At 67.7% G+C, this 26804-nt stretch carries 24 protein-coding genes; 15 read left to right on the forward strand and 9 right to left on the reverse strand.

From position 1 onward, the window contains the following. Positions 1 to 70 precede the first annotated feature (70 nt). The 6 genes from ACFO5X_RS04705 to ACFO5X_RS04730 all read left to right on the forward strand — a co-directional run bounded on the left by ACFO5X_RS04705 (position 71) and on the right by ACFO5X_RS04730 (position 6265). Positions 71 to 1018 (forward strand): ABC transporter permease, encoded by a 948-nt coding sequence (locus tag ACFO5X_RS04705; protein WP_380716376.1) that lies wholly within the window; start codon positions 71 to 73, stop codon positions 1016 to 1018. Continuing rightward, entirely contained in the window at positions 1015 to 1830 is an 816-nt protein-coding gene (locus ACFO5X_RS04710) for an ABC transporter permease (protein WP_380716079.1), read from the forward strand. Before ACFO5X_RS04705 ends, ACFO5X_RS04710 begins: the two co-directional genes overlap by 4 nt. Then, positions 1827 to 3425 carry an ABC transporter ATP-binding protein gene (locus tag ACFO5X_RS04715; protein ID WP_380716080.1) on the forward strand — a complete coding sequence of 533 codons (1599 nt, stop codon included), beginning with the start codon at positions 1827 to 1829 and terminating at the stop codon, positions 3423 to 3425. Before ACFO5X_RS04710 ends, ACFO5X_RS04715 begins: the two co-directional genes overlap by 4 nt. Further along, positions 3422 to 3952, forward strand: coding sequence for a hypothetical protein (locus ACFO5X_RS04720; RefSeq protein WP_380716081.1), 531 nt, complete (start codon positions 3422 to 3424; stop codon positions 3950 to 3952). The genes ACFO5X_RS04715 and ACFO5X_RS04720 overlap by 4 nt, the downstream gene beginning before the upstream one ends. Then, complete coding sequence (locus ACFO5X_RS04725; protein ID WP_380716082.1) at positions 3949 to 4875, forward strand: DMT family transporter; 927 nt, start codon at positions 3949 to 3951, stop codon at positions 4873 to 4875. The genes ACFO5X_RS04720 and ACFO5X_RS04725 overlap by 4 nt, the downstream gene beginning before the upstream one ends. Positions 4876 to 4984: 109 nt before the next feature. Continuing rightward, positions 4985 to 6265: a sensor histidine kinase gene (locus ACFO5X_RS04730; RefSeq protein ID WP_380716083.1), complete on the forward strand. Its 1281-nt coding sequence runs from the start codon at positions 4985 to 4987 to the stop codon at positions 6263 to 6265. Between the two features lie 6 nt (positions 6266 to 6271). Here the strand turns inward: ACFO5X_RS04730 and pncB are convergent, their stop codons facing one another. The 3 genes from pncB to pncA form a co-directional block, all read right to left on the reverse strand. Continuing rightward, entirely contained in the window at positions 6272 to 7561 is a 1290-nt protein-coding gene (gene pncB / locus ACFO5X_RS04735; RefSeq protein WP_380716084.1) for a nicotinate phosphoribosyltransferase, read from the reverse strand. A 68-nt stretch (positions 7562 to 7629) separates the two neighbouring features. Continuing rightward, entirely contained in the window at positions 7630 to 9849 is a 2220-nt protein-coding gene (locus ACFO5X_RS04740; RefSeq protein ID WP_380716085.1) for a hybrid sensor histidine kinase/response regulator, read from the reverse strand. Positions 9850 to 9914: 65 nt separating this feature from the next. Further along, positions 9915 to 10514: a bifunctional nicotinamidase/pyrazinamidase gene (gene pncA / locus ACFO5X_RS04745; RefSeq protein WP_380716086.1), complete on the reverse strand. Its 600-nt coding sequence runs from the start codon at positions 10512 to 10514 to the stop codon at positions 9915 to 9917. A 97-nt stretch (positions 10515 to 10611) separates the two neighbouring features. Between pncA and trhO the strand changes: the two genes are divergently transcribed. Beyond that, positions 10612 to 11523, forward strand: a complete 912-nt coding sequence (trhO, locus tag ACFO5X_RS04750; RefSeq protein ID WP_380716087.1) for an oxygen-dependent tRNA uridine(34) hydroxylase TrhO — start codon at positions 10612 to 10614, stop codon at positions 11521 to 11523. Between the two features lie 217 nt (positions 11524 to 11740). After that, complete coding sequence (locus ACFO5X_RS04755; RefSeq protein ID WP_380716088.1) at positions 11741 to 12397, forward strand: DUF4272 domain-containing protein; 657 nt, start codon at positions 11741 to 11743, stop codon at positions 12395 to 12397. Between the two features lie 113 nt (positions 12398 to 12510). On the opposite strand, the gene ACFO5X_RS04760 is transcribed toward ACFO5X_RS04755, so the two are convergent. After that, a complete protein-coding gene (locus ACFO5X_RS04760; protein ID WP_380716089.1) occupies positions 12511 to 13731 on the reverse strand; it encodes an MFS transporter in 1221 nt (406 codons plus the stop codon). Positions 13732 to 13862: 131 nt separating this feature from the next. On the opposite strand from ACFO5X_RS04760, the gene ACFO5X_RS04765 reads away from it, so the two are divergent. Beyond that, positions 13863 to 14555, forward strand: a complete 693-nt coding sequence (locus tag ACFO5X_RS04765; RefSeq protein WP_380716090.1) for a DUF4336 domain-containing protein — start codon at positions 13863 to 13865, stop codon at positions 14553 to 14555. Between the two features lie 12 nt (positions 14556 to 14567). Here ACFO5X_RS04765 and ACFO5X_RS04770 read toward each other — a convergent pair whose 3' ends face one another. Continuing rightward, positions 14568 to 15737 carry a lytic murein transglycosylase gene (locus tag ACFO5X_RS04770; RefSeq protein ID WP_380716091.1) on the reverse strand — a complete coding sequence of 390 codons (1170 nt, stop codon included), beginning with the start codon at positions 15735 to 15737 and terminating at the stop codon, positions 14568 to 14570. Positions 15738 to 15830: 93 nt separating this feature from the next. Next, positions 15831 to 16283 carry a homoprotocatechuate degradation operon regulator HpaR gene (gene hpaR / locus ACFO5X_RS04775; protein WP_380716092.1) on the reverse strand — a complete coding sequence of 151 codons (453 nt, stop codon included), beginning with the start codon at positions 16281 to 16283 and terminating at the stop codon, positions 15831 to 15833. A gap of 131 nt (positions 16284 to 16414) precedes the next feature. Between hpaR and ACFO5X_RS04780 the strand changes: the two genes are divergently transcribed. The 6 genes from ACFO5X_RS04780 (at position 16415) to hpaH (ending at position 22594) form a co-directional block, all read left to right on the forward strand. Continuing rightward, positions 16415 to 16813 (forward strand): 5-carboxymethyl-2-hydroxymuconate isomerase, encoded by a 399-nt coding sequence (locus ACFO5X_RS04780; protein ID WP_380716093.1) that lies wholly within the window; start codon positions 16415 to 16417, stop codon positions 16811 to 16813. Next, entirely contained in the window at positions 16806 to 18317 is a 1512-nt protein-coding gene (hpaE, locus tag ACFO5X_RS04785; RefSeq protein ID WP_380716094.1) for a 5-carboxymethyl-2-hydroxymuconate semialdehyde dehydrogenase, read from the forward strand. The genes ACFO5X_RS04780 and hpaE overlap by 8 nt, the downstream gene beginning before the upstream one ends. 116 nt (positions 18318 to 18433) lie before the next feature. Beyond that, positions 18434 to 19414: a 3,4-dihydroxyphenylacetate 2,3-dioxygenase gene (gene hpaD / locus ACFO5X_RS04790; RefSeq protein WP_380716095.1), complete on the forward strand. Its 981-nt coding sequence runs from the start codon at positions 18434 to 18436 to the stop codon at positions 19412 to 19414. A gap of 122 nt (positions 19415 to 19536) precedes the next feature. Next, entirely contained in the window at positions 19537 to 20949 is a 1413-nt protein-coding gene (locus tag ACFO5X_RS04795; RefSeq protein WP_380716096.1) for a pyridoxal phosphate-dependent decarboxylase family protein, read from the forward strand. Then, the gene (locus ACFO5X_RS04800) at positions 20946 to 21800 is read left to right on the forward strand and encodes a fumarylacetoacetate hydrolase family protein (RefSeq protein WP_380716097.1); all 855 of its coding nucleotides are present in this window, start codon (positions 20946 to 20948) and stop codon (positions 21798 to 21800) included. Before ACFO5X_RS04795 ends, ACFO5X_RS04800 begins: the two co-directional genes overlap by 4 nt. Continuing rightward, the gene (gene hpaH / locus ACFO5X_RS04805; RefSeq protein ID WP_380716098.1) at positions 21797 to 22594 is read left to right on the forward strand and encodes a 2-oxo-hept-4-ene-1,7-dioate hydratase; all 798 of its coding nucleotides are present in this window, start codon (positions 21797 to 21799) and stop codon (positions 22592 to 22594) included. The genes ACFO5X_RS04800 and hpaH overlap by 4 nt, the downstream gene beginning before the upstream one ends. Here the strand turns inward: hpaH and ACFO5X_RS04810 are convergent. From ACFO5X_RS04810 to xylB, 3 genes are all read right to left on the reverse strand, one after another. Then, entirely contained in the window at positions 22591 to 23898 is a 1308-nt protein-coding gene (locus ACFO5X_RS04810) for a cytochrome-c peroxidase (protein WP_380716099.1), read from the reverse strand. The genes hpaH and ACFO5X_RS04810 overlap by 4 nt on opposite strands. A 104-nt stretch (positions 23899 to 24002) precedes the next feature. After that, positions 24003 to 25304: a xylose isomerase gene (gene xylA, locus ACFO5X_RS04815; RefSeq protein WP_380716100.1), complete on the reverse strand. Its 1302-nt coding sequence runs from the start codon at positions 25302 to 25304 to the stop codon at positions 24003 to 24005. Then, complete coding sequence (xylB, locus tag ACFO5X_RS04820) at positions 25301 to 26743, reverse strand: xylulokinase (protein ID WP_380716101.1); 1443 nt, start codon at positions 26741 to 26743, stop codon at positions 25301 to 25303. The genes xylA and xylB overlap by 4 nt, the downstream gene beginning before the upstream one ends. Positions 26744 to 26804 lie beyond the last annotated feature (61 nt).

Below are 26804 nucleotides of genomic sequence, written 5' to 3' on the forward strand. Positions count from 1 at the left end.
GGGGGCGGAAGGGGTGGCGGCGCACGATCCCCTCTGGACCCTGCCCGCGGCCGCGCCTAACGTCCGCGCGATGCTTCGCTATGTGCTGAAACGCCTGCTTTCCCTTGTCCTCAGCCTGGTGGTGGCCAGCCTGGTGATCTTTGCCGTGATCGAGGTGGCGCCGGGGGACCCGGCGAGCTTCATGCTGGGGGTCAATGCGCAGCCCGACACGGTGGCGGCGCTGCGCAGCGAGTTGGGGCTCGACGTGCCGAAATGGCAGCGCTACCTGACTTGGGTGGGTGGCATGGTGCAGGGCGAATTCGGCACCTCCTATACCTATCGCACGCCGGTGGCGCAGATGGTGGCGGACCGGCTGAAGGTCTCGCTGCCGCTGGCGCTTTATGCGCTGGCGCTGTCGACGCTGATCGCCTTTCCGGCGGGGATCTATGCGGCCGCGCGGCGTGGCAAGGCGGGTGATGTGGCGGTGATGGGGGCGACGCAGCTGGGGGTGGCGGTGCCGAACTTCTGGTTCGCGATGATGATGGTGCTGATCTTTGCCATCAACCTGCGCTGGTTCGGCGCGGGGGGCTTTGCCGGCTGGGAGAAGGGCATCGGCCCGGCGCTGAAGTCGCTGACGCTGCCTGCGATCTCGCTGGCGCTGCCGCAGGCGGCGATCCTGGCGCGAGTCATGCGGTCGGCCCTGCTGGATATCCTAGGCGAGGATTTCATGCGCACGGCGCGGGCCAAGGGGCTGAGCCGGCGGCAGGCGCTGTGGCGGCATGGGGTGCGCAACGCGATGATTCCGGTGTTGACGATCCTGGGGCTGCAGTTCTCGTTCCTGCTGGCGGGCGCGATCATCATCGAGAACGTGTTCTATCTGCCGGGTCTCGGGCGGCTGGTGTTCCAGGCGATTTCCTCGCGCGATCTGATCGTAGTGGAATCCGTGGTCATGCTGCTGGTCTTTGCGGTCATCACGGTGAATTTCGCGGTCGATCTGGCCTATGCCGCCGTAGATCCCCGGCTGAGGACGCGGACATGAACCGCAACCTGATCCTGGGCGGGTTCCTGTCCGGCCTGTTCATCCTGGCGGCGATCCTGTCGTTCTTCTGGACGCCCTTCGATTACACCGCGATGAACATTCCCGAGAAGTTCCAGCGGCCGAACGGGCTGCACTGGCTGGGGACCGATCATTTCGGGCGCGACATCTTCTCGATGATCATGGTGGGCGCGCGCACCTCGATTGCGGTGGCGCTGATCGCGGTGAGCATCGGCATCGCCATCGGCGTGCCGCTGGGGCTGACCGCCGCCGCGCGCAAGGGCAGCTGGCTGGACGAGATCATCATGCGCGGCAACGATCTGGTCTTTGCCTTCCCCTCGCTGGTGATCGCGATCCTGATCACGGCGGTCTTCGGGCCCGGTGCGGTGAATGCGATCATCGCCATCGGCATCTTCAACATCCCGGTCTTCGCGCGGATCACCCGGGGCGCGGCGCTGAGCCTGTGGGAGCGCGAGTTCATCATGGCGGCGCGGGTGGCGGGCAAGTCGGCGGCGCGGATCAGCCGGGAGCATATCCTGCCCAATGTGACCAACCTGTTGATCGTGCAGGGGACGATCCAGTTCTCGCTGGCCATTCTGGCCGAGGCGGGGCTGTCCTATATCGGGCTGGGCGCGCAGCCGCCGGTGCCGAGCTGGGGCCGGATGCTGGCCGATGCGCAGACGCTGGTGGCGATCGCGCCGCATCTGGCGATGATCCCGGGCATCGCGATCATCCTGACGGTGCTGGGGCTGAACCTGATGGGCGACGGGCTGCGCGATCTGCTCGACCCACGGCTGCGGGTGGCGCGGACATGAGCCTGTTGCAGATCGACGGGCTGAGCCTGGACATTCACAAGACGGCGATCCTGAAAGACGTCTCGTTCGGGATCGAGCCGGGCGAGATCGTCGCGGTGACGGGCGAGAGCGGGTCGGGCAAGTCGATGACCGCGCTGGCGGTGATGGGGCTGCTGCCCGAGCGGATGCAGGCACAGGGCGCGATCCGGCTGGACGGGCAGGATCTGCTGGCGCTGTCCGAGGCGCAGATGTGCCGGATGCGCGGGCAGATGGTGGGGATGGTGTTTCAGGAGCCGATGACGGCGCTGAACCCGGTCAAGACCATCGGCGATCAGGTGGCCGAGACGATCCTGATCCACAAGGCGATGCCGAGGGACGAAGCCTATGTCCGCGCGCGCGAGGTGCTGGACCGGGTCGGGCTGCCGGCGGGGCGGTTCCCGCTGTCGCGCTATCCGCACGAGCTGTCGGGCGGGCAGCGGCAGCGGGTGGTGATCGCCATGGCCATCGCGCTGCGGCCCAAGCTGCTGATCGCCGACGAGCCGACGACAGCGCTGGACGTGACGACGCAGGCGCAGATCCTCGAGCTGCTGAAGGGGCTGGTCGACGATTTCGGCATGGGGCTGCTGATGATCACCCATGACCTGGCGGTGGTGGCCGACATGGCCGACCGCATCGTGGTAATGCGCCACGGCGAGGTGATGGAACAGGGGCCGACGCGCGCGCTGCTGGCCGAGATGAAGCATCCCTATACGCGGGCGCTGTTCAAGGCCTCGACCCACAAGGTGGATCTGCCGCCCGCCCCTGCCCCGGCGCCGCTGTTGCAGGTGCGCAATGTGGTGCGGGAGTATCGGCTGCCACGCACGAAGCTGTTTGCGCCGCCGGGGGTGTTCCGGGCGGTCAAGGGCGTGAGCTTTACCCTGAACCGGGGCGAACGGCTGGGGCTGGTGGGCGAGTCGGGCTGCGGGAAGTCGACGCTGACCCGCGCGCTGCTGGGGCTGGAGGAGGTTCAGGCGGGAGAAATCCTGCTGGACGGCGAACCGGTGCTGAGCGGCGGCAGGCCGAACCTGAAGGTGCGGCGCAAGATGCAGGTGGTGTTCCAGGATCCCTTCGGCAGCTTCAACCCGCGCCACCGGGTCGACCGGCTGATCACCGAGCCGTTCCATCTGCTGGACACACCGCCCACCGGCAAGGCGCGCGAGAATGCGATTTCCGAGGCGCTGATGGCGGTGGGGCTACGGCCGGCGGATGCGCGCAAGTATATCCACGAGTTCTCGGGCGGGCAGCGGCAGCGGATCGCCATTGCGCGGGCGCTGATCATCCGGCCCGAGCTGATTCTGTTCGACGAGGCGGTGAGCGCGCTGGATGTTTCCGTGCGGGCGCAGATCCTGGACCTGCTGGCCGATCTCTGCCGGGCCTATGACCTGACCTATCTGTTCATCAGCCACGATCTGAGCGTGGTGCGCACGGTGACGGACCGGGTGATGGTGATGCAGGCGGGCGAGATCGTGGAACAGGGGGTGACGCAGGAGGTCTTCGACAACCCGCGCCACGCCTATACGCGGAAGCTGATCGCCGCCGCGCCGGTGCTGCCGGAGTTTGCCGGGGCGAAGGCATGACCGGGATGGCGAGGTTTGGCGTCTTCCTGGGGCTGATGGCCATCGCGGTGCTGGCCGCCGCCGCCTTTGGCGCGTTGCACAACCAGGTGAGCTATACCGTGGGACCGGACTATTTCCACGCCTTCAAGTTCCGCCAGTTCACCATTCCGCGCGAGATGGCGCCGCGCCTGGGGGCGATGGAGGTGGGCATCCTGGCCAGCTGGTGGATGGGCGTCCTGATGGGGCTGCCGCCGCTGGTGCTGGGGCTGTTCACGCTGCGCCCCACCGGGCGCTATTGGCGCGCCGGGCTGCGGGCCATCGCGCTGGCGGTGGGGGTGACCGTGCTGACCGCGCTGGCCGGGCTGCTGTTCGGTCTAGTCGTGGTGACGCCCGAGACGGCGGCGCAAGTCGCGCTGCCGGTCGAGACGCAGGATCCGGTCGGCTTTCTGCGGGCCGGAGTGATGCATGACGCCAGCTATCTGGGCGGGGTTCTGGGAATGCTGGCGGCGGTCTGGCTGATCTGGCGCAGCGGCAGGACCGGACGGTGAGCGCCCGGCCGGCGGACCGCACCGGGCTGGCCATCCTGCTGTCGCTGCTGGCGATCCTGCTGTTCGACCTGATGGGGCTGGTGATCAAGCATCTGTCGCCCTACTACAGCGCCGCCGAGCTGTCGGCCTATCGCAATACGGTGGGTCTGATACCCAGCGTGATCGCGCTGTGGCTGACGCCGGCCTGGCATGCGGGCGGACGGCGGCTGCGGATCCGGCAGTGGAAGCTGGCGGGCGCGCGCGGGCTGATCGTGAGCGTCGCGCAGCTGTGTTTCTACTATGCGCTCGGCACGCTGGCCTTCGCGACGGCCGCGACGATCAGCTATTCCAATGCGATGTTCATGACCGCGCTGGCGGTGCCGATCCTGGGCGAGAAGGTCGGGGCGCTGCGCTGGAGCGCCGTGCTGATCGGCTTTGTGGGCGTGGTTCTGATCATGGGACCGGGGCGCGAGACCTTTTCCGCGGCCGCCATCGCGCCGCTGGGCGCGGCGCTGTTCTATGCGCTGACCGGCGTTATGGCGCGGCGGCTGGACCCGGATGTGCCCAGCGCGCTGGCGAACCTTTATTCCTCGGGCGTGGCGCTGGTGAGTTCGGTGCTGCTGGCGCTGGTCGCGGGTGGGTTTTCCGGGCTGCGGACGGGCGAAGATCTGCTGTGGATCCTTGCCATGGGCGGGTTCGGCGGGCTGGCGGTGCTGTGCATGGTCGTGGCCTATCGCATGACCGAACAGAGCAACCTGGCGCCGTTTGCGTATTTCGGGATTCCGACCGCCTTCGTGCTGGGCTGGCTGTTCTTCAACGAGGCGCCCTGGAGCGATCTGTTCCCCGGCGCGCTGCTGATCGTGCTGGGCGGGCTGATCGTGATCTGGCGCGAACAGCGTCAGCGGCGGGCGGCCCGGATTTCTGCTTCCGCTCCGCCCGCATGAGGGCCTTGTTAACGTTTGGCTGATTAGTCTGCGCGCCGCGACCCCGAGAGGAAGGGCACGAGGCAAGGCGATGACGCCAAAACGGCAATTGAAGCAAAATATCAAAGCGTTGACGCTGACCTTTCTGGCCATCGCCCTTGTTACGCTTCTCGTCTTCGCGGTGATGTTCAGGTCGATTCGCCAGGAGCAGAGCCGGCTGTCCGACCGACAGTTGGCCTATCACCGTGTGGTGCTCGACCATCAGCGGGCCATCGGATACGGCGGGCTGATCCACCATTTCAAGAACTGGATTCTGCGCCCTGGCGAACCCTTCTACCGCGACGCCGCCATCGCCTCGGCCGAGCGGGCGACGGCGGTGCTGAACACGCTGGAGGCGCAGGTGGCGGCGGCGGATCTGAACCTGACGCTGTCGGCGCAGCGCGAGATGGTCGAAGCCTACCGCCGCAACATCGCCGTGATCACCGCCATGCACGCCGAGGGTCGCAGCCCGCGGGAGATCGACGCAGCCGTGCGGATTTCGGACGAGGATTCGCTGCAGGAACTGGAGATCATCAACGAGCGCGTCGAAGCACGGATGAGGGCGCAGCAACTGGCGCTCGATGAGCGCACCGTGATGCTCTATCTGATGCCCTCCGCGCTGGCGGTGCTGACGGCCTTTGGCCTGCTGGTTCTGGTACGCCAGCGGATGCGGATGCAACTGGAGCATGACATCCGCCGGATCGATGAGATCGAACAGTTTGCCCAGGTCGCGGCCCACGACCTGCGGGCGCCGCTCCGCCAGATCAGCGCGCTGGCGGAATTCGCGCAGGAGGACCTCTCCGATGCGCCCGGCCCCGCGCTGCCGGCGGTGCGCGAACATCTGAGTGCGATTTCCGAACGGGCGGCAACGCTCGATTCGCTGATCAAGGCGGTGTTCCGCTATATCCTGATCGAGGGCGCGGCGCAGGAGATCAGTGACGTCGACCTGCGCCGGACGGTCGAGGAGATTGTGCGCCTGCATGTGCCCGCGGGCGGTTCGGCCCGGCTGGAGGGCAGTTTCCCGGTGGTGCGGGCGCAGCGGGTGGAGCTGGAGATCATCCTGCGCAACCTGATTTCCAACGCGGTGAAGCACCACCCCGACCATCGCCCGAACATCATCATCCGCTATGCCGCCGACCGGCGCATTCACCGCTTCGAGGTCGAGGATGACGGTCCCGGCATTCCGGGCGAACATGCCGCGCGGGTGTTCGACATGTTCTGGACCATGTCGAAGCCCGCAGCTAACGCCGAGGTCTCGGGCGTCGGCCTGGCGCTGGTCCGGCGGATCGTGATGCGCTGGGGCACGCAGCTGTCGCTGCGCCCGGCGCAGCCACGCGGCGCGGTCTTCTGCTTCACGATGCCGAAGTTCTGAGGCGGCTCAGACCTCGACGGCGATGCGCTGCTGGTCGCCCACGCCGAAGACCCGCTTGTAGCGTTCGATCTGGTCGGGCGGGCCCATCGCCTTTTCGGGGTTGTCCGACAGCTTGACGGTGGGGCGGCCATTGGCACTGATCGCCTTGCAGACCAGCGAGAAGGGCGCCAGCGCATCGTCGGGCGCGAGGCCGCGGAAATCGTTGGTCAGCAGCGTGCCCCAGCCGAAGGAGACGTTGACGCGGCCGGCGAACTGCGCCTGCAGCTCGACGATCTTGTCGACGTCGAGCCCGTCGGAGAAAATCACCCGCTTGGTGCGCGGATCCTCGCCCCGCTTGCGCCACCAGTCGATGGCGATGTCGGCGCCGGTGGCCGGATCGCCGCTGTCGATCCGAACGCCTGTCCATTTGGTCAGCCAGTCGGGCGCGTTCTCGAGGAAACCCTTCGTGCCATAGGTGTCGGGCAGGATGATGCGCAGGTTGCCATCGTGTTCGTCGTGCCAGTCGGAGAGCACCTCGTAGGGCGCGCGGGCGAGCTCGGCGTCGGTCTCGGCCAGGGCGGAATAGACCATGGGCAGCTCGTGCGCGTTGGTGCCGATGGCCTCGACCTCGCGGCGCATGGCGATCAGGCAGTTGGAGGTGCCGGTGAATTTCCTGCCCAGCCCCTCGATCATCGCCTGGACGCACCAGTCCTGCCAGAGGAAGGAATGCCGGCGCCGGGTGCCGAAATCGGCGATCGACAGGTTGTCGACCGTGCGCAGGCGTTCGATCTTTTCCCAGAGCCGGGTCATGGCGCGGGCGTAGAGCACCTTGAGCTCGAACCGGCCCATCGCGTTCAGCACCGCGCGGCCGCGCAGTTCCATCAGGACGGCGAGGGCCGGGATTTCCCAGAGCATCACCTCGGGCCAGGCGCCTTCGAAGGTCAGTTCGTACTGGTCGCCCTTGCGTTCGAGAAAGTAGGGCGGAAGGCGCAGGCCCTCGAACCACTCCATGAAGTCGGGGCGGAACATCTGGCGCTTGCCATAGAAGGTATTGCCGCGCAGCCAGGTGCTTTCGCCGCGGCTGAGCGAGAGCGAGCGGATGTGGTCGAGCTGTTCGCGCAGCTCGCCCTCGTCGATCAGCCGGGCAAGCGGCACATGCTTGGAGCGGTTGATCAGCGAGAAGGTGACGCGCGTGTCGGGCTTGTTGCGGAACACCGACTGACACATCAGCAGCTTGTAGAAATCGGTGTCGATCAGGGAGCGGATGATCGGATCGATCTTCCACTTGTGATTGTAGACGCGTGCCGCGATGTCCAAAGTCCCGCCTCCCCGGTCAGGGTTATTGCCGCGCAAGTTACACGACGAGGCGGGCTATCCAAGCGGAATCAATGCGCTGCGGGTCCCCCCGGGCGGGGATTGTACTGCGCCAGCACGCGGACCAGCTCGGCCCGGCGGACGGGTTTGGTGAGGAAACCGTCCATCCCGGCGGCCAGACAGGCGGCGCGGTCGGCCTCGAAGGCATTGGCGGTCAGCGCCACGATGGCCGGCTGGGCCACACCGGCGCCGCGGATGGCGCGGGTGGCCTCGATCCCGTTCATCTCGGGCATCGACATGTCCATCAGCACGATGTCGGGTCCGAGGCTGCGGGTCATTTCGACCGCCTCGCGACCGTTGCGGGCGAAGTGCAGCGTCACGGGCAGATCGTGCAGAAAGCGCTGCACGAGCAGGCGGTTGACCTGATTGTCTTCGGCCACCAGCACGCGCCGTCCGGCAAGACTGGCGGGGTCGGGGACGACCTCTTCGGGGGGCGGCGCGGGCGGACCGGCGGCGAGGACGAGCGGCAGCGAGAGAGTAAAGCACGATCCGGCGCCGGGGGACGAGCGCACCTCGATGGTCCCGCCCATGGAGTTGGCCAGCATGTGCGAGATGGTCAGCCCCAGACCGCTGCCGCCAAAGCGCCGCGTGGTGTCGGATTCGGCCTGGCTGAATCGCTGGAAGATGTGGTCGAGGTGGTCCGGAGCGATGCCGATACCGCTGTCGGTGACGGAGATGGCCAGCCGATCCGGCGGTTCGGAGAGGCGGACGGTGACGTCGACCCCGCCCGTCTGGGTGAACTTGATGGCGTTGCCGATGAGGTTCACCAGGATCTGCCGCAACCTGGTGTCATCGGTGGTGACAAAGCGCGGCACCTGCGGGTCGACCCGCAGGGTGAGCGCCAGCCCCTTGCGCCCGGCCTGGGCGCGAAACATGGCGATGACGCTGTCAAGACAGGCGCGCAGGTCGAAATCGGCCGGCACGATCGACAGCTTGCCGGCGTCGAGGCGCGAGAGATCGAGGATGTCGTCGATCAGCCCGAGCAGAGACTGCGCGGCGTCGTGGATGGTTTCGGCATAGAGTCGCTGGTCGGCGGTCAGGTCGGTGTCGCAGAGCAATTCGGCCATGCCGGTGATGCCGTTCATCGGCGTGCGGATCTCGTGGCTCATGTTGGCCAGGAACTCGGCCTTGACCCGCGCGCCGGCCTCGGCCCGGTCCTTGGCGCGGGCGAGGTCCGAGGCGACGCGGCGCGCCTCGGTCACGTCGCGTTCGACCGCGATGAACATCTCGGGGCGGCCGTCGGCATCGAGCACCGGCACCTGATTGGAGTCGATCCAGACATAGGTGCCGTCGCGGATGCGGTTGCGGATTTCGCCGCGGAAGGGGCGACCTGCCGATGCGGCCGCGCGGATCGCAGCGATGGTTTCGGCGCTGGTTTCGGGACCGTTCAGCAGATCGCCGGGCCGCTGGCCTGCCGCCTCGGCCAAAGGATATCCGGTGATGCGGGTGAAGGCGTCGTTGACCCAGGTGATCCGCCCGTGGGCATCGAGCAGCAGCACGCTGTCGTTGGCGTGGCGGGCGACCAGCGCGAGGCGCTGCGCCTCTTTCTGGCTGCGACGGAGGCGATGGTTTGCAACTTCGAGCTGGTGGCGGTGTTCGGCCATCTCGAGCAGGTGCTGCCGGTTGCGGGCGGTTCCGGTGAGCGCGAAATTCAGCATCACATGGACCAGAAAGACCAGCACCGCCGCACCCGAGGCATTCAGGATGAGTTCGACGTGACCGGGGTGTTCGGTATGGACCTGGCCGCTGAACCCGACGACCAGCGTGATCGCATAGATCATCAGACGGCTGAGCGCCGCGCCCCGGTGAAACGGCAGGACGATGCCGGCGTTGACGGCCGCACCGGCCAGAAAGGCGAGGGCGAAAAGCGGCGCATGGGCGTTGGCGGCGAACCAGGCCATCAGCACACAGGCGGCGATGGACATCGCCTGAAGGGTCGCGGTTGCGGTCACCAGACGGGAAAGGCGGGCAAAGGGCATGCCGCGCGCCAGCAGAGCGGGCACCCGCGCGAGCAGCAGGCAGTCGACCAGTTCGCCCGCGAGCGCGATCGCCATGGCGATCACGCCGGCCACCAGCCCCTCGACCGCGGTCAGGGTCAGCCCGCCGGCCATGGTGAGCACCTGCCGGCTGCCGACATGCGCGACCCGGCCGCGCGCATAACGCGCGAGCAGGTTCTCGGGCGAGAATTCGGCCTCGATATCGGGGGGCCGGGGGTCGGGGGCATCCAGCATGGCGGATCCGGGAAAGGGTAGTCCTTGCCCCTTGATAGCCCGCAGCCGGTTAAGAAAGGACGACCTCAGCCGGAGGTCAGGCGCACCCCGGCCTCGCGCATCGCCACCTCGGCCGCGGCGAGCGAGCCGTCGAGGTCGATGCCCCGGCAGGCGTTCAGAGCGACGGTGACGGAATAGCCGAGCCGGGCGGCATCGACGGCCGAGTAGTTGACGCAGAAATCGGTGGCCAGCCCGACGAGGACCAGTTCCGAAATCGCCCGTGTGCGCAGGTAGCCGTCCAGCCCGGTGGGCGTGGTGCGGTCGTTCTCGAAGAAGGCGGAATAGCTGTCGATGGCCGGGCGGAAGCCCTTGCGCAGGATCATGTCGGCATCGGTACGCAGGCCCGGATGGAAGGCCGCGCCGGGGCTGTTCTGGATGCAGTGGTCGGGCCAGAGCACCTGGTCGCCGTAATCCATCTGCACCACCGCATAGGGCGCGGCGCCGGGATGGGAGGAGGCGAAGGAGGAATGGCCGGCCGGGTGCCAGTCCTGCGTCAGGATCACCGCGTCGAAGCTGTCCATCATCGCGTTGATCGGCGCGACCACGGCGTCGCCGAAGGGCACCGCCAGCGCGCCGCCGGGGCAGAAGTCGTTCTGGACGTCGATCACGATGAGGGCGCGGGTCATGGCGGTCTCCTTCTGCTGGTCCATCGGTAGGGGCGGGAGGGGCCCGCGTCAATCGGTGGGCTTGCCCGGACGCGCGGCGCGGCCTAGACAGCCGGCCATGTTCACCATCGCCGCGCTTTATCACTTCGCCCGTTTCGACGACCCCGCCGCGCTGAAAGAGCCGCTGGCGGCGCTGTGCCGCGCGCAGGGCGTGAAGGGCACGCTGCTGCTGGCGCGCGAGGGGATCAACGGCACCATCGCGGGGCCGCGCGCGGGGATCGACGCCGTGCTGGCGCATATCCGCGCCCTGCCCGGCTGCGCCGGGCTGGAGTGGAAGGAGGCGCAGGCCGAAGCCGAACCCTTCGGCAAGCTGAAGGTCCGGCTGAAGAAAGAGATCGTCACGATGGGCCAGCCCGATGTCGACCCGCTGGCCGGCACCGGGCATTACGTGGCGCCCGAGGACTGGAACGACCTGATCCGCCAGCCCGACGTGGCTGTGATCGACACGCGCAACGACTACGAGGTGGCGATCGGGACCTTCGAGGGCGCGGTCGATCCGGGCACCCGGTCGTTCCGCGAGTTTCCGGCCTGGTGGGAGGCGAACCGCGAGCGGTTCCACAACAAGCGGATCGCGATGTTCTGCACCGGGGGGATCCGCTGCGAGAAGTCGACGAACTACCTGCTGGGTCAGGGGGTGGCCGAGGTCTATCACCTGAAGGGCGGCATCCTGAAGTATCTGGAGGAGGTGCCCGAGGATCAGAGCGCCTGGCAGGGCGACTGCTTTGTCTTCGACGGGCGGATCAGCGTCGGCCACGGCCTGAAGCCCGGCGACCACCTGCTGTGCCACGGCTGCCGGCGGCCGCTGGAGGCGGCGGATATGGAGCGGGCGGAGTATGAGGCGGGGGTGTCGTGCCACCACTGTTTCAGCGAGACGAGCGAGGCGGACAAGGCCCGGTTCCGGGAGCGGACCCGGCAGATGCGGCTGGCGCGGGAACGGGGGGAGCGGCATCTGGGGGGTGAGGGGGCGTAGGTCCGGGACGCTTTCCCATGAGGGGACATCGGCTTGCGGTAAGGCGTGGCCTGACGTTCCACACCATTGCTCCGCTCTGGGCGCGCGCGGTTTCGGGGCAGGCGCAGGGTGCGCGAGGCTGGAATTGGGGGTCGGAGGCGAGCGCGGCCTTTGATTTCCAGACGTAGACGCTGCAAAATGGATCGGCGACCCCATTACGGCGAGAAGAGAGGCCCGAATGAACCCTGAAGCAGAGGCGGACATACGCAAGGCGGGTTCGATCGCGAGGCTGAAGGCGCACGATGTTCCCTACATCGATTACCTTCCAAGAATCGAAACTGTCGAAGAAACGGAACGTCGAACCCCGGAAGCTGTAGGGACGAGAATAATCTGTCTGGCACTCGTGTCCATGAAAGGTGCAGGCGCGGACCACGACTTCGTTCTGGAAGGGGTTCAGCACTATGGCGTCGAAAAGGAACTCTCTCCAAAGGAGTCCACATTCATTCTTGATCGGGAACCTTCAGAAAACGCCAGACTACAATTCTCTTGGCGAGCCGAGGCTGGCCATGCCTTGCTGTGGGCCGCCGGGAGATACGATGAGTTGTTGTTTCCGTCGACAAGTTGCGACTGGAATGCATTCTGGAGCATTTTTCATACGGGGGACCGTGCGAGCTTTCTGAACGGTGTTCTGCTGCGATCCCAATCCGAGATACTTGACGAGTCGGACTTTACCTATCGTTTGCACTGGGCAGCGCGAGAGGCATCAATGAAGGGCCAAGCGATGCCCGCCGGCTTGAATATGGACGTCGTAGTGGAACGTCACCATGCCCTTAACTGGTTGGCTGCACCGGCAGATGAACCCTATCTTTGGGACGAGACACCTACCGACACATAAAAGGCGAATGTGACGCCTGCGGGGTCGGCGTCGTCCGCCAAGCCGACCTCCGAAGCGGACGGTTCTCCCGCGGGCAGCAGACTTGGCGCAAGGGTTCGAGCGCAGCCGTTGCCCTAAGCCACCACACCCCTCGCCCCCCTCGGCCGCGACCTCGCCAGCAGCAGGAGCATGATCGCAATCGTCAGCCCGTTCCAGAGCACCCCGTTCAGGAAGGCCAGGTGGTAGCTGCCGGAGAGGTCGAAGATCCAGCCGGACATCCAGCCTCCGATGGCCATGCCGAGGATGGTCATCATCAGGACGAAGCCGACGCGGGCGCCGGCTTCGCGGGCGGGCATGTATTCGCGCACGATGAGGGCGTAGCTGGGGACGATGCCGCCTTGCGAGAGGCCGAAGACGAGGCTGATGATGTAGAGCGGCACCATCGCGTCCCAGGGCAGGTAGAGCGCGAGGGCGAGGGCCTGGAGCAGCGCGCCGACCAGCACGGTGCGCACGCCGCCGAGGCGGTCGGCGACGAGGCCGAAGACGATCCGGCTGACCGCGCCGCCGAGCAGCATCAGCGACAGCAGGTCGGCGCCGACGGCGGGGCCGTAGCCGAGGCCGATGCAATAGGCGACGATATGTACCTGCGGCATCGACATGGCGATGCAGCAGCCGATCCCGGCGAGGCCGAGCAGCCATTGCAGCGCGCGCGGCGAAAAGCCGGCGCTGAGCGCCTTGAGGTCGGATGCGGCCTGGGCGCGGCCGTGCGCCTCTTCCGGAAGGCGGCGGCGCAGCAGCAGGGCGAGCGGGATCACGGTGGCGACGGTGACCCCGGCGAGCAGCAGGTAGACCTGCCGCCAGTCGCCATTGGTCAGCATCGGGGTGAGCAGGCTGGGCCAGATGCCGCCCGAGATGTAGTTGCCGCTGGCGACCAGTGCGACCGCGATGCCGCGCCGGCGCAGGAACCAGTGCGAGATGTCGGCCATCAGCGGGCCGAAGCCGGCGGCGGTGCCGAGGCCCAGCAGCAGGTGGGCGGTGGAGAGCAGGCCCATCGTGGGCGCGGCCATCACCAGCAGATAGGCCACGGCCGAGGTCAGCGCGGCGGCGATCAGCGCCAGCGTCACGCCGAAGCGGTCGACGATGCGGCCGATCAGCAGGTTGCCGAGGGCAAAGCCGATCATCGTCATGGTATAGGCGAGCGAGGCCTCGGCCCGGGTGGCGCCGAATTCGGTCTCGACCGAGGGCAGGACGAGGATGATCGCCCAGATCCCGACATTGGCGACCATGGCGATGACCATGGTGATGCAGAGGCGCAGCCAGGAATAGGCGCTGTCGTGTATGTCGTCCGTGCTCATGTCGCGGACGCTAGGGCGGGCGCGGGCGATTTGCCAGCGCGATTTTCCGGGGGGCGAGGGTGCGGTTGGCTTGGACAATCCGGGTGGCGGGGCCTAGCCTGGGCGCAGAGGTGTTCAGGACAGGTTTGAGCGTGCGACAGTTCGGCCCCGATCTCTGGCTGTGCGACGGGCCGGCGGTGACCGGCGCGGCGGGGTTCCGGTTTCCGACGCGGATGGCAGTCGTGCGGTTGCCGGGGGACGGCGGGCTGTGGGTCTGGTCGCCGGTGGCGCTGACGCGGGAGGTGCGCGGCGCGGTGGAGGCGCTCGGCCCCGTGCGCTATGTGATCGCGCCCAACAGCCTGCACCACACCTTCCTTGCCGAATGGGCGGCGGCATGGCCCGAGGCGCGGGTGCACGGCGCGCCGGGGCTGACCGCAGAGGTGGCGGGGACGGCGATCCATGCGACGCTGGGGGATGACGCGGATCGGGACTGGGCCGGCGCTTTCGATCAGGTGGTGGTGCGCGGGAACCGGATCACCACCGAGGTGGTGTTCTTTCACCGCCGCTCGGCCACGGTGCTGGTGACGGATCTGGTGCAGCAGATCCCGGCGGGATGGTTTCACGGGTGGCGGGCGCTGGTGGCGCGGCTGGATCTGATGACGGCGAATGCGCCCTCGGTGCCGCGCAAGTTCCGCATGGCGACGACGGACCGGGCGGCCGCCCGCGCGGGCGTCGGGCGCATCCTCGGGTGGCCGGCGCAGCGGCTGGTCATGGCGCATGGCGCGCCGCTGGAGCGCGGCGGACAGGCGGCGCTGCGCAACGCCTTTGCCTGGCTGATGCGCTAGGCCCCCCTGCCCTCAGCCCAGCCGGCGCAGCAGGTCCATCGAGGGTTCGCCGGTCTGGGGCAGGCCGTTGCTGCGCTGGAAGTCGCGGATGGCGGATTCGGTCTTGGGGCCGATCACACCGTCGCTGCCGCCGGTGTCGAAGCCGCGCGCGGTGAGGCGCTGTTGCAGGGCCTTGCGGTCGTTCAGAGTCATCCCGCGCGCGTCGGGGCCGAACTGGGTCCTGAGCGGGCCGCCCCCGGCCAGACGGTCGGACAGGTGGCCGACGCCGATCGCGTAGAGGTCGGAGTTGTTGTAGCGCTTGATGACGCCGAAGTTGCGGAAGACCGCGAATTGCGGACCGCCGGGCTGGGGCTGGATCACCGAGACGGGCGTGCCGGACTTCGCTGCGGCCGAGCCGAGCTCGCCCCCCCAGGGCTGGCCGCGCACCCAGCCCGAGCGCGAGAGATAGGCGGCGGTGGAGGCCAGCGCGTCGGTCGGATCGTCCGACCAGATGTCGCGGCGGCCGTCACCGTTGAAGTCGACCGCATAGGCCAGGTACGAGGTCGGGATGAACTGGGTGTGGCCCATCGCGCCGGCCCAGCTGCCGGTCATGCCCGAGGGGGTGATATCGCCGTTCTGCAGGATTTTGAGCGCTGCGATCAGCTGGCTTTCGAAAAAGGCGCCGCGGCGGCCGTCATAGGCGAGCGTGGCCAGTGAGGCGATCACCGGGGCGTCGCCGCGCCTTTCGCCATAAAAGCTCTCAAGCCCCCAGACCGCGACGACCACATTGGCGGGCACGCCATAGCGCGATTCGATGGCGCGCAGGGTGGTGGCGTGGCGGCTGAGCGCGGCGCGGCCCTTGGCGATGCGTTCGTCCGAGGCGGCGATGGCGATGTAGTCTTCCAGCGTTCGGGTGAATTCGGTCTGGTTGCGGTCGCGTTCGACCACCGAGGGCAGGTAGCCCGCGCCGCGGAAGGCGCTGTCGAAGACCGGGCCGGAAATGCCCTGCGACAGCGCGCGTGTGCGGAAGCCGGCGACCCAGGCGTCGAACCCCGAATTGGGCGCAGTGGTCCAGGTGGCGCTACTGCGCGGCGCGGGCGTGAAGGCCGGGCCGGTCGGATTGGTGCAGGCCGCGAGCAGCCCGCAGCCCAGTCCGGCGAGCATGGCCCGCCGTGGAATTGTGGTGTTGATGAAATTGCCCATACTGCCCTTGTCCCGACTTGCTGCGGTTTTGCCCCAGTCTAGCGTGCGGGCCGGGCGGGGCAATGGCGGAGCTGCGCTGCGGCGGGGCGCCGCTCAGTCGCCCTTGTCCTCGGGCGGGCCCAGCTGGTCGAGCGCGTTCAGCAGGTCGAGCAGGGCGTCGTAGCGGTCGACCCCCATCCGCTGGCGGACCTGTTCCATAAGCTCCAGATTGCGTTCCAGGTTCTCGTCGATCAGGCGGCTGCCGCGCGGGGTGATGCGCACGACCTGCCGGCGACGGTCGGTCTTGTCGGGTTTGCGCTGGATCAGTTTCTTTTCTTCGAGCTTCTGCAACATGCGGGTGAGGCTGGGCAGCAGCAGGCAGGCCTGCTCGGCGATCCGCGTCGGTTCCATCGGGCCGTCTTCCTGCAGCACCCGCAGGACGCGCCATTGCTGTTCTGTCACGCCGACGGTGGAGAGCTGGTTGCGGATGGGCCCCATGACCCGCTCGCGCGCGCGCAGCAGGGCGATGGGAAGCGATCGGGACGTCGACAAGAGCGTTTTTGCCATGCAGCAGTTTTGCCGATCCGCGCAAACTGTGCAATCGTGATGAAAGGGGCGGCGCAAAGGGGCGCCCTTGACTGTTGCGGGAAGATTGCTAAACACGTTAACTAAATCGGCGCGTGGGGAGACTGCCGAAGATGCCGCATATCACCGTGGACTATTCCGCCAACATGGAAGGCCGTGTCGATATCGGCGCGCTGTGCGACGTGTTGCGGCGGGCGGCGATAGAGACCGGGGTGCTGCCGATGGCGGGGGTGCGGGTGCGCGCGATCCGGGCCGATCATGTCAGCATCGCCGATGGCGATCCGCAGCACGGCTATGTCGACATCGCGCTGCGCCTGCGCGGCGGGCGCGATCTGGCGACGCGCAAGGCCGCCACGGCGCATGTCTTCGCGGCGGCCGAGGCGTTTCTGGCGCCGGCGATGGCACAGCATTCCATCGCGCTGTCCTTCGAAATGCGCGACATCGACCCCGAACTTTCGCCCAAGACGGGCACCATCCGCAACCATCTGAAAGGGGACGGCAGCCATGAGTGATCTCGCCACCAACCTCGACCGCCTGGGCGGCCTGCTGGAGCGGTTCCGCCGTGACGGGGTGATGAACCTGATCGGCGGCGAGACCGTGCCGGCGCAGTCGGGCGCGACGTTCGACAATGCCTCTCCGGTGGACGAGAGCCATATCTGCGCGGTGGCCAAGAGCGGCGCGGCGGATGTGGATGCGGCGGCCAGGGCCGCCAAGGCGGTCTTTCCGGCCTGGCGCGACATGGGCGGGACCGAGCGCAAGAAGATTCTGCACAGGATCGCCGACGGTATTGTCGCCCGCGCCGAGGAAATCGCGCTGTGCGAATGCTGGGACACCGGGCAGGCGCTGCGGTTCATGTCCAAGGCGGCGCTGCGGGGGGCCGAGAACTTCCGGTTTTTCGCCGACCGCGCGCCCGGGGCGCGCGACGGGCAGGTGCTGCCCTCGGACACGCTGATGAACCTGACCACACGGGTGCCGATTGGCCCGGTGGGAGTGATCACGCCCTGGAACACGCCCTTCATGCTGTCGACCTGGAAGATTGCCCCTGCCTTGGCGGCAGGCTGCACGGTGGTGCACAAGCCGGCCGAATTCTCGCCCCTGACCGCGCGGCTGCTGGCCGAGATCGCGCAGGAGGCCGGGCTGCCCGATGGGGTGTGGAACCTGGTCAACGGCTTTGGCGAGGATGCCGGGCGCGCGCTGACCGAGCACCCGGACATCCGCGCCATCGCCTTTGTCGGCGAGAGCCGCACCGGGTCGATGATCATGAAGCAGGGCGCCGACACGCTGAAGCGGGTGCATTTCGAACTTGGCGGCAAGAACCCGGTGGTGGTCTTCGGCGATGCCGACCTCGACCGCGCGCTGGATGCCGCGATCTTCATGATCTACTCGCTGAACGGCGAGCGCTGCACCTCCTCCTCGCGGCTGCTGGTGGAGAGTTCGGTGGCGGCGGGGTTCGTGGCGAAGCTGACCGAGCGGGTGAAGCGCATAAAGGTCGGCCACCCGCTGGATCCGGCGACCGAGGTGGGGCCGCTGATCCACAAGACCCATTTCGACAAGGTCTGTTCCTATTTCGAGACCGCGCGCAGCGAAGGCGCGACCATCGCCGCAGGGGGCGCGCGGGTGGGCGACACCGGCTGGTATGTGGCGCCGACGCTGTTCACCGGGGCGCAGAACGACATGAAGATCGCGCAGGAAGAAATCTTCGGACCCGTCCTGACGGCCATCACCTTCGAGGACGAGGCCGAGGCGCTGCAGATCGCCAACGACATCCCCTATGGGCTGACCGCCTATGTCTGGACCAACGACCTGACCCGCGCGCTGCGCTTTACCGACAGGCTGGAGGCGGGGATGATCTGGGTGAATTCGGAGAACGTGCGACACCTGCCAACCCCCTTCGGCGGGGTCAAGGCCAGCGGGATCGGGCGCGACGGCGGCGACTGGTCGTTCGATTTCTACATGGAGACCAAGCATATCGGTCTGGCGACCGGCCAGCACAGGATTCCCCGCCTTGGCGCCTGATTTCTTTTCTTCGGAAATACTCCGGGGAGTTTGAGGGGCAGAGCGCCTCATCGCAGACAATCGAACGCGCGGCACGCGCTCAAGTGGATCACGCCGCCGCAGGAGGAGACCAAGACATGCCCGTTCCGGCCCCCAATCTCTACCCACCCTTCAACATCGTGCGGCTGTCCCACGTCGAATACCGCGTGATCGACCTCGCCGCCTCGCGCGCCTTCTATGTCGATACGCTTGGGTTGCAGGTGACGGACGAGGATCACGAGACGATCTACCTGCGCGCGATGGAGGAACGGGGGCATCACTGCATCGCGCTGGTGAAGGCGGAGGCGCCCTCGGTGGGCGTGCTGGGGTTCAAGCTGTTCGACGAGGAAGATCTGGACAGGGCCGCGGCGTTCTTCGAGGGCAAGGGCCTGCCGGTGGAATGGGTCGCGCAGCCCTTCATGGGGCGGACGCTGCGCACCCGCGATCCCTGGGGCATTCCGCTGGAGTTCTACGTGAAGATGGACCGGCTGGCGCCGATCCACCAGAAATACAGGCTCTACAACGGGGTAAAGCCGCTGCGGATCGACCATTTCAACATGTTCGCCTCGGACGTCGACGCCTCGGTCGGCTTCTACAACGAGATCGGCTTCCGGGTGACGGAATACACCGAGGACAGCGAGACGGGGCGGCTGTGGGCGGCCTGGATGCACCGCAAGGGCGGCGTGCATGACGTGGCCTTCACCAACGGGCTGGGCCCGCGCCTGCATCACACCGCCTTCTGGGTGCCGACGCCGCTGAACATCATCGACCTGCTCGACCTGATGAGCACCACCGGATATCTGCCCAACATCGAGCGGGGGCCGGGGCGGCATGGCATCTCGAATGCATTCTTCCTGTACGTGCGCGACCCGGACGGGCACCGGATCGAGATCTACTGCTCGGATTATCAGACGGTCGATCCCGACCTCGAGCCGATCCGCTGGGATCTGAAGGACCCGCAGCGCCAAACGCTGTGGGGCGCGCCGGCGCCGAAGAGCTGGTTCGAGGAAGGCTCGGCCTTCGAGGGGGTGGAACCGGTGGCGTCGGACCTGAAGGCGCAGCCGATCATCGCGCCGTGAGGGCGGCGGGGGTGGAAGGGGGCCTTGCCCCCTCTTGGCCTTCGGCCAATTCACCCCCAAGGTGTTTGTGAACCAGAGAAGGGCCTGGCCGGGACAGCGGCCGGCGCCGAGCGAGGCAGGGGATGCAGTGGAACGAGTTCGGCGCCTGGGGCGCGCGGGTGGCGGAGTGGGCGCAGCACTATCACCAGACGGTGGGGGAGCGTCCGGTGCGGGCGCGGACCCGGCCGGGCGAGGTGCTGAACGCGCTGCCGCTGGCACCGCCTGAAGGCGCGGAAGCGCTGGAGGATGTTTTCCGCGATTTCGAGGATGTCGTGATGCCGGGGATCACCCATTGGCAGCACCCGCGGTTCTTTGCCTATTTCAACTCGAACGCCGCGCCGGCCTCGGTTCTCGCCGAGTTCCTGGCGGTGGCGCTCGCCCCGCAGTGCATGTTGTGGCAGACCTCGCCCGCGGCGACCGAGATGGAAACCCGGATGATGGACTGGCTGCGGCAGGCGCTGGGACTGCCGCAGCCGTTTCAGGGGGTGATCCAGGATTCGGCCTCCTCAGCGACTTTGGCCGCTGTCCTCACCATGCGGGAGAAGGCGCTGAACTGGACCGGCAACAGCGAGGGGCTGGCGGGGAACGCGCGGCTGCGGGTCTATGCCTCGTCCGAGGTGCATACCTCGATCGACCGGGCGATCTGGGTCTCGGGGATCGGGCAGGCCAATCTGGTAAGGGTGCCGATCAAGGGGGCGCAGCGGGGGATGGATCCGGCGGCGCTGGAGGCGGCGATTGTTGCGGACAAGGCGGCGGGGCTGACGCCCTGTGGCGTGATCCTCTGTGTTGGCGGTACCGGGACGGGGGCGACCGATCCGGTGGCGGCCTGTCTGGATGTGGCGGAGCGGCATGGGCTTTTCAGCCATGTCGACGCCGCCTGGGCCGGATCGGCGATGATCTGTCCGGAGTTCCGGCCCCTGTGGGAAGGCGTCGAGCGCGCCGACAGCATCGTCTTCAACCCGCACAAGTGGCTGGGGGTGCAGTTCGACTGTTCGGCGCATTTCCTGAAGAACCCGGACGATCTGGTGAAGACGCTGGCAATCAGCCCGGAGTATCTGAAGACCCACGGGGCGGACGGGATCATCAACTATTCGGAATGGTCGGTGCCGCTGGGCCGCCGCTTTCGCGCGCTGAAGATCTGGTTCGTGCTGCGGGCCTATGGGCTGGAGGGGCTGCGGACCCGGTTGCGCAACCATGTCGCCTGGGCGCGGCAGTTGCACGAGCGGCTGGCGGCGGAAGCGGATTTCGAGATCGTCACGCAGCCGATGTGGTCGCTGTTCACCTTCCGCTATGCGCCCGAGGGTGTGGATGATCTGGACGCGCTGAACCTGCGGCTGGTCAATGCGATCAACGACGACGGGCGCATCTACCTGACGCAGACGCGGGTGGACGGGTCTTTCGTGATCCGCTTCCAGGCCGGACAGTTCGAGACGACGGAGGAGGATGTGATGATGGCGCATGGCGTCATCACCGAGATTGCGAGGGGTCTGACATGAGCCGGTTTGCGACCTATACCGCCGGAGGGCAGACCTTCTATGGCGCGATCACCGAGGGGGGCGCGGTGGCGCTGTCGCCGGAGTTCCCGCAATGGCCGACCCTGCGCGAGGTGATCGCGGCAGACGGGCTGCACGCGCTGGCGCAGGCGGCGCAGGGGCGCGCGGTGACGCATCGCGAGTTCACCTATGACATCCCGATCCCGGCGCCGGAAAAGATCATCTGCGTCGGCGTCAACTTTCCGGACCGCAACGCGGAATACAAGGATGGGCAGGAGGCGCCGGCGAACATGTCGCTGTTCATTCGCTTTCCGCGATCGTTCACCGGGCACGGGCGGGCGCTGATCCGTCCGAAGGCGTCGGAGCAGCTGGATTATGAGGGCGAGATCGCGGTGGTCATCGGCAAGGGCGGGCGGCATATCCCCCAGGATCGGGCGCTGAGCCATATCGCCGCCCTGACGCTCTGCAACGAAGGCACGCTGCGCGACTGGGTGCGCCATGCCAAGTTCAATGTGACGCAGGGCAAGAACTTCGATTCCTCAGGGGCGATGGGGCCCTGGCTGGTGCCCTTCACGCATCCCGCGCAGATCGAGGATGTGCGGCTGATGACGCGGGTGAATGGCGAGGTGCGGCAGGACGACCGGACGGGGCGGATGATCTTCCCGGTGGCGCGGCAGATCGCCTATATCTCGACCTTCACCACGCTGGTGCCGGGCGACATCATCGTCACCGGCACGCCGACCGGCGCGGGGGCGCGGTTCGATCCGCCGCGATACCTGAAGCCTGGGGACGTGATCGAGGTCGAGGCGGAGGGGATCGGCGTGCTGCGCAATACGGTGGAGGACGAGGCATGACGCCCGAGCAGGTGGCGCAGGCCGCTGCCGCCCTTTTCGAGGCGGAGGAGACCGGCAAGCAGTGCGGGCTGCTGTCGCTGGCCTATCCCGGCATGACGATGGACGACGCCTATGCGGTGCAGGCGGCGCTGGTGGCGCGGAAGATGCAGGCGGGGCGCAAGCGGATCGGCTGGAAGATCGGCCTGACCAGCCGGGCGATGCAGGACGCGCTGAAGATCGACACGCCGGACAGCGGGGTCTTGCTGGACGACATGGTTTTCGAGGACGGCGCGATGGTGCCGGCGGGGCGGTTCATCCAGCCGCGCGTCGAGGCGGAGATTGCGTTCGTCATGAAGGCCCCGCTGGCGGGCGCCGAGACTGGCGAGGATGTGATCGCAGCGACCGAGAGCGTCGCGCCGTCGCTGGAGATTCTCGACACCCGCATCCTGCGCGCCGATCCGGCGACGGGCCGGGCGCGGATCATCACCGATACGATTTCCGACAACGCCGCCAATGCGGGGATCGTGCTGGGGGCGCAGCGCCATGCCATCGACGCCTTCGACCTGCGCTGGGTCGGCGCGGTGGTGACACGCGACGGGGTGGTCGAGGAAACCGGGCTGGGCGCGGGTGTGCTGAACGATCCGGTGACCTCGGTGCTGTGGCTGGCGCGGCGGATGGCGCAATACGGCCAGCAGATCGAGGCGGGGGACGTGGTGCTGTCGGGGTCGTTCATCCGGCCGGTCGAATGCCCGCCGGGCGCGCGGATCGAGGCCGATTTCGGCCGTTTCGGCGCGGTGTCGGTCGGCTTCGCCTAACGCGCCACCGGCAGGCCGCTGGGCAGGGTGTCGGGGATGCCGAGACGGCCCGGCAGGCTGGCGGTGTCGGTGAGCGCGTTCAGGAAGGCGACCAGCTGGGCGATTTCGCTGTCGGTCAGCTGTGACGGGGCAAGGCTGCTGGCGGCGGCGATGGCCTGCACTTCCTCGGGGGATTCGAGGATCGCCAGGTCACTCTGCACCGCCATCGCGGGCAGCAGCCGCTGCGCCGGATCATAGGCGGCGAGCGCGGCGCGGGGCGAGAGATGGTGGCGGATCACCGCGTCAAGCGTCGCATAGGCGCCGGCATGGCCATAGGGCGCGGTCCGGGCGACGTTGCGCAGCGGCGGCGTGCGGAAGGCATAGGCGTCGCGCTCATCCCCCGTGACGCGCATCCGGCCGACATCGCGGTTGTGACGCTCGAAGCGCGCGGCCTTGCCGGGGCCGATCTGCGGCATGGCGATGGCGTGAAAGCCGTGGTCGGTCTGGAAGCGCCCGGAGTGGCAGGCATCGCAGCCGGCCTTGCCGTAGAACAGCTCCATACCCTGGGCCGCCATCGGCTCCAGCGGGGTGCCATCGCGCAGATAGCGGTCGAAGGGGCTGTCGTCGGCGCGCCATTCCAGCGCGATGAAGGCCGCGAGCGCATTGGCGATATCGGCGAAGGCGACGGGGCGCGGGCCGATCACCTCGTCGAAGGCGGCGCGATACGCGGGGATCGCCTCGACGCGCGCGGACAGGATCGACCAGGCGCCGCCCTCGCCGGTGAGCAAACCGAGCCGGACGGCCTTTGCCACGTCGTTCTCGGTGTAGTGGCCCGCCATCTCGTCCGGCGAGAGGACGGGGAACATCGCCTGCGCCGAGAGGGCGTTGTCAAAGCCCGCGGCCATGTCCTCGCCCAGCGGGGTGCGGATGCCATGCGGGCGGGTCGGGTCGTCTTCCAGCCGGCCGTCGGCGAAGAAATGGGTGAATTCGGTGGCGCCCAGGTTGAAGAGCGCCGGAGAGTTGCGCGGGATGCGCTTTTCGGGCGGGTTGGCCGGGTCGATCTGGCGGTCGGGGCCGAGGCCGATGCCGCCGTCGCCCATGCCGAGCGAGAGGCCGTCCGAGGTGGCGAAGCGCGGGTGGTGACAGGTGGCGCAAGAGACCTCGCGGTTGCCGCTGAGGATCGGGTCATAGAACAGCAGCCGGCCCAGCGCGGCCTCGGCGGGAACGACCGGGCGAAAGGTAGGTTCATCGCGCGGCAGCGGGCCGGCGGTGGCGGCGGTCGTGAGCCCGAGCAGCGCGGCGAGGGCCAGACCGCCTGCCTGCATCTTCTCTTTCCAAATACTCCGGGGGTGCGGGCGCAGAGCCCCCGCCGGTCGGATCGCGGCAGCGATCCGATCCAGAAGACGCCAATCTCCGGCGCCGCGCCCCATCAGACGAAGCGGTTGACGTAGTTTTCCAGGATCTCCTGCCGGCCCGAGCGGGGCTGCGGGTCGATCTCGCCCGACAGGACGCGCGCCGAGAGGCTGTCGAGGTCGCTGGCGAGGATGCCCCTGCCCTCTTCCGTGGCCCAGCCGGCGTAGCGGTCGGCCAGCGCCTTGTCCAAACCGCCGTCCTCGATCATCGCCGCCGCTGCCTTGAGGCCGCGGGCGCAGATGTCCATGCCGCCGACATGGGCGGCGACCAAATCCTCTGCGTCCAGCGACTGACGCCGGATCTTGGCGTCGAAGTTGGTGCCCCCGGTGGTGAACCCCCCGGCCTTGAGGATGTGGTAATAGGCCAGCGCCACCTCGGGGGTGTTGTTGGGGAACTGGTCGGTGTCCCAGCCGGACTGGTAGTCGTTGCGGTTCATGTCGATGGAACCGAAGACGCCGAGGCTGGCCGCGAGGGCGATCTCGTGCTCGAAGCTGTGCCCGGCCAGGATGGCGTGGCCCTGTTCGATGTTCAGCTTCACCTCTTTCTCGAGCCCGTATTTCTGGAGGAAGCCAAAGCAGGTGGCGACGTCGTAGTCGTATTGGTGCTTGGACGGTTCCTGCGGCTTGGGTTCCACCAGGATGGCGCCGGTGAAGCCGATCTTGTGCTTGTAGTCGACGACCATGTTCAGGAACCGGCCCATGTGGTCGAGTTCGGCGCCCAGGTCGGTGTTGAGCAGAGTTTCATACCCCTCGCGCCCGCCCCATAGGACGTAGTTCTGCCCGCCGAGTCGATGGGTCGCGTCCAAGCACATCTTCACCGTGGCGGCGGCATATGCAAAGACCTCGGGGTCGGGGTTGGTCGAGGCGCCGGACATCCAGCGGCGGTGGCTGAACATGTTGGCGGTGCCCCAGAGCAGTTTCGTCTTCCGGGTTGCCATTTTTTCTTCGAAATAGGCGATGATCTGCTGAAAGCGGTCGTGGCTTTCCCGGAAGGTCGCGCCTTCGGGGCGGATGTCGGCGTCGTGCCAGCAGAAATAGGGGACGTTCAGCAGGTCGAAGAGGTCGAAGGCGCAGTCGGCCTTGATTTTCGCGCGGTCCATCGCGTCCTGCGGGTGCCAGGGGCGTTCGAAGGTCTGGCCGCCGAAGGGGTCGCCGCCTTCCCAGGCGAAGCTGTGCCAGTAGGCGACGGCGAAGCGGAGGTGATCCTCCATCCGTTTGCCGAGCACGACCTCGTCGGGGTTGTAGTGGCGGAAGGCGATGCCGGTGCTGTCGGGGTCATAGCGGACGGGCTCGATCCCGTCGAAGAAGGGGTGCGTCATTGCAGGGCTTTCAATGTGGGATAAGAGGCGGCGAAGGCGGCGTGGGCCTCGGCGAAGGAATCTGTGAGGTCGGACCGGGGGTCGATGGTTTCGGCCACGGGGGGTTTGGTCATGACGTCGGACGGCGCGGCGCCGGTGACGCCGCAGAGCGCGAGGCGGGCGGCGCCGAGGGCAGCGCCGAAGTCGCCGCGTTCGGGCAGGTCGATGGGGAGGTTCAGGGTCGTGGCCAGCAGCTCGACCCAGTAGCGCGACCGGGTGCCGCCGCCGATGGCGAGGAGTTTGTCGAGTTTGGCTCCGGTGGATTTCAGGGCGATCAGGCTGTCCTTCAGCGCAAAGCTGACGCCTTCGATCACCGCGCGGGTGAGGTCGGCCTGTTCGCTGGCGATGTCGAGGTTGAGGAAGGCGCCGCGGATGGTGCTGTCGTTGTGCGGCGTGCGCTCGCCCGAGAGGTAGGGGAGGAAGCGGAGATTGCCCGGGGCTTGCAGGCGGCCGAGGGCGCGGGTGAGGTCGGCGGGTTTCGTGCCGGTGACCTTCGCGAGCCAATTCAGCGAGTCGGTGGCGGCGAGAATGACGCCCATCTGGTACCAGGTGCCCGGTATGGCGTGGCAGAAGGTGTGGACGGCGCTTTCGGGGGCGGGGTTGAAGCCATCGCGGGCGGCGAGCAGGACGCCGGAAGTGCCGAGCGAGACGAAGCCGTCGCCTTCGGTCAGCGCGCCGACGCCGCAGGCCGAGGCGGCGTTGTCGCCGCCGCCGGCGACGACCTGCACGGTGTCCGGCAGGCCCAGGTCGCGGGCGATCTCGGGGCGGAGCGCGCCGGTGATGCCGGTGCCCTCGAGAAGGGCGGGCATCTGGTCTCGGCGCATCCCGGATTTGGCAAGCAGGGCGTCGGACCATGCGCGGCGGCCCACGTCCATCCAGGCGGTGCCGGCGCTGTCGGACATGTCGGAGGTGTAGCGGCCGGTGAGCCAGTAGGCGAGGTAATCCTTGGGGAGGAGGACCTTTGCGGTGCGGGCAAAGGTGTCGGGTTCGTTCTCGGCGACCCAGAGCACCTTGGGGGCGGTGAAGCCGGGGAAGACGATGTTGCCGGAGATCGCGCGGAAGTCCGGGTCTGCATCGAGCCGGGCGGCTTGCTGGTGGCTGCGGGTGTCGTTCCAGAGCAGGCAGGGGCGCAGCACCTTGCCGGTTTCGTCCAGCAGCGTGGCGCCGTGCATCTGCCCGGAGAGGCCGATGCCTTGCACCCCGGCCAGCGACTGGCGCGCTGCGAGTTCGCTCAGCGCGGTGCGGGTGGCGGCGATCCAGTCGGCGGGATCCTGTTCGGACCAGCCGGGATGCGGATGCGCCACCGGGGTCGCGGCATCGGCGCTGTCGGCGACGGTGCCATCGGCACGCAACAGTAGCGCGCGCACGCCGGACGTGCCCAGATCGAGACCGATGAACATGACGCCTCCCCCCTGTTCGAGGCGACTGTCCCGCGATTTAATTCCGGTGTCAAATTAAAAA

Source organism: Seohaeicola nanhaiensis, assembly GCF_042654245.1.
Classification (GTDB): Bacteria; Pseudomonadota; Alphaproteobacteria; order Rhodobacterales; family Rhodobacteraceae; genus Seohaeicola_A; species Seohaeicola_A nanhaiensis.

Bases quoted from the DNA above. Each gene is read 5' to 3' on its own strand.
- xylA (WP_380716100.1), bottom strand. From the start codon at position 25,304: ATGACGCACCCCTTCTTCGACGGGATCGAGCCCGTCCGCTATGACCCC.
- hpaR (WP_380716092.1), bottom strand. From the start codon at position 16,283: ATGGCAAAAACGCTCTTGTCGACGTCCCGATCGCTTCCCATCGCCCTG.
- ACFO5X_RS04705 (WP_380716376.1), top strand. From the start codon at position 71: ATGCTTCGCTATGTGCTGAAACGCCTGCTTTCCCTTGTCCTCAGCCTG.
- ACFO5X_RS04810 (WP_380716099.1), bottom strand. From the start codon at position 23,898: ATGCAGGCAGGCGGTCTGGCCCTCGCCGCGCTGCTCGGGCTCACGACC.
- ACFO5X_RS04800 (WP_380716097.1), top strand. From the start codon at position 20,946: ATGAGCCGGTTTGCGACCTATACCGCCGGAGGGCAGACCTTCTATGGC.
- hpaE (WP_380716094.1), top strand. From the start codon at position 16,806: ATGAGTGATCTCGCCACCAACCTCGACCGCCTGGGCGGCCTGCTGGAG.
- xylB (WP_380716101.1), bottom strand. From the start codon at position 26,743: ATGTTCATCGGTCTCGATCTGGGCACGTCCGGCGTGCGCGCGCTACTG.
- ACFO5X_RS04740 (WP_380716085.1), bottom strand. From the start codon at position 9,849: ATGCTGGATGCCCCCGACCCCCGGCCCCCCGATATCGAGGCCGAATTC.
- hpaH (WP_380716098.1), top strand. From the start codon at position 21,797: ATGACGCCCGAGCAGGTGGCGCAGGCCGCTGCCGCCCTTTTCGAGGCG.
- hpaD (WP_380716095.1), top strand. From the start codon at position 18,434: ATGCCCGTTCCGGCCCCCAATCTCTACCCACCCTTCAACATCGTGCGG.
- pncA (WP_380716086.1), bottom strand. From the start codon at position 10,514: ATGACCCGCGCCCTCATCGTGATCGACGTCCAGAACGACTTCTGCCCC.
- ACFO5X_RS04710 (WP_380716079.1), top strand. From the start codon at position 1,015: ATGAACCGCAACCTGATCCTGGGCGGGTTCCTGTCCGGCCTGTTCATC.
- ACFO5X_RS04715 (WP_380716080.1), top strand. From the start codon at position 1,827: ATGAGCCTGTTGCAGATCGACGGGCTGAGCCTGGACATTCACAAGACG.
- trhO (WP_380716087.1), top strand. From the start codon at position 10,612: ATGTTCACCATCGCCGCGCTTTATCACTTCGCCCGTTTCGACGACCCC.
- ACFO5X_RS04760 (WP_380716089.1), bottom strand. From the start codon at position 13,731: ATGAGCACGGACGACATACACGACAGCGCCTATTCCTGGCTGCGCCTC.
- ACFO5X_RS04770 (WP_380716091.1), bottom strand. From the start codon at position 15,737: ATGGGCAATTTCATCAACACCACAATTCCACGGCGGGCCATGCTCGCC.
- ACFO5X_RS04780 (WP_380716093.1), top strand. From the start codon at position 16,415: ATGCCGCATATCACCGTGGACTATTCCGCCAACATGGAAGGCCGTGTC.
- ACFO5X_RS04720 (WP_380716081.1), top strand. From the start codon at position 3,422: ATGACCGGGATGGCGAGGTTTGGCGTCTTCCTGGGGCTGATGGCCATC.
- ACFO5X_RS04795 (WP_380716096.1), top strand. From the start codon at position 19,537: ATGCAGTGGAACGAGTTCGGCGCCTGGGGCGCGCGGGTGGCGGAGTGG.
- ACFO5X_RS04755 (WP_380716088.1), top strand. From the start codon at position 11,741: ATGAACCCTGAAGCAGAGGCGGACATACGCAAGGCGGGTTCGATCGCG.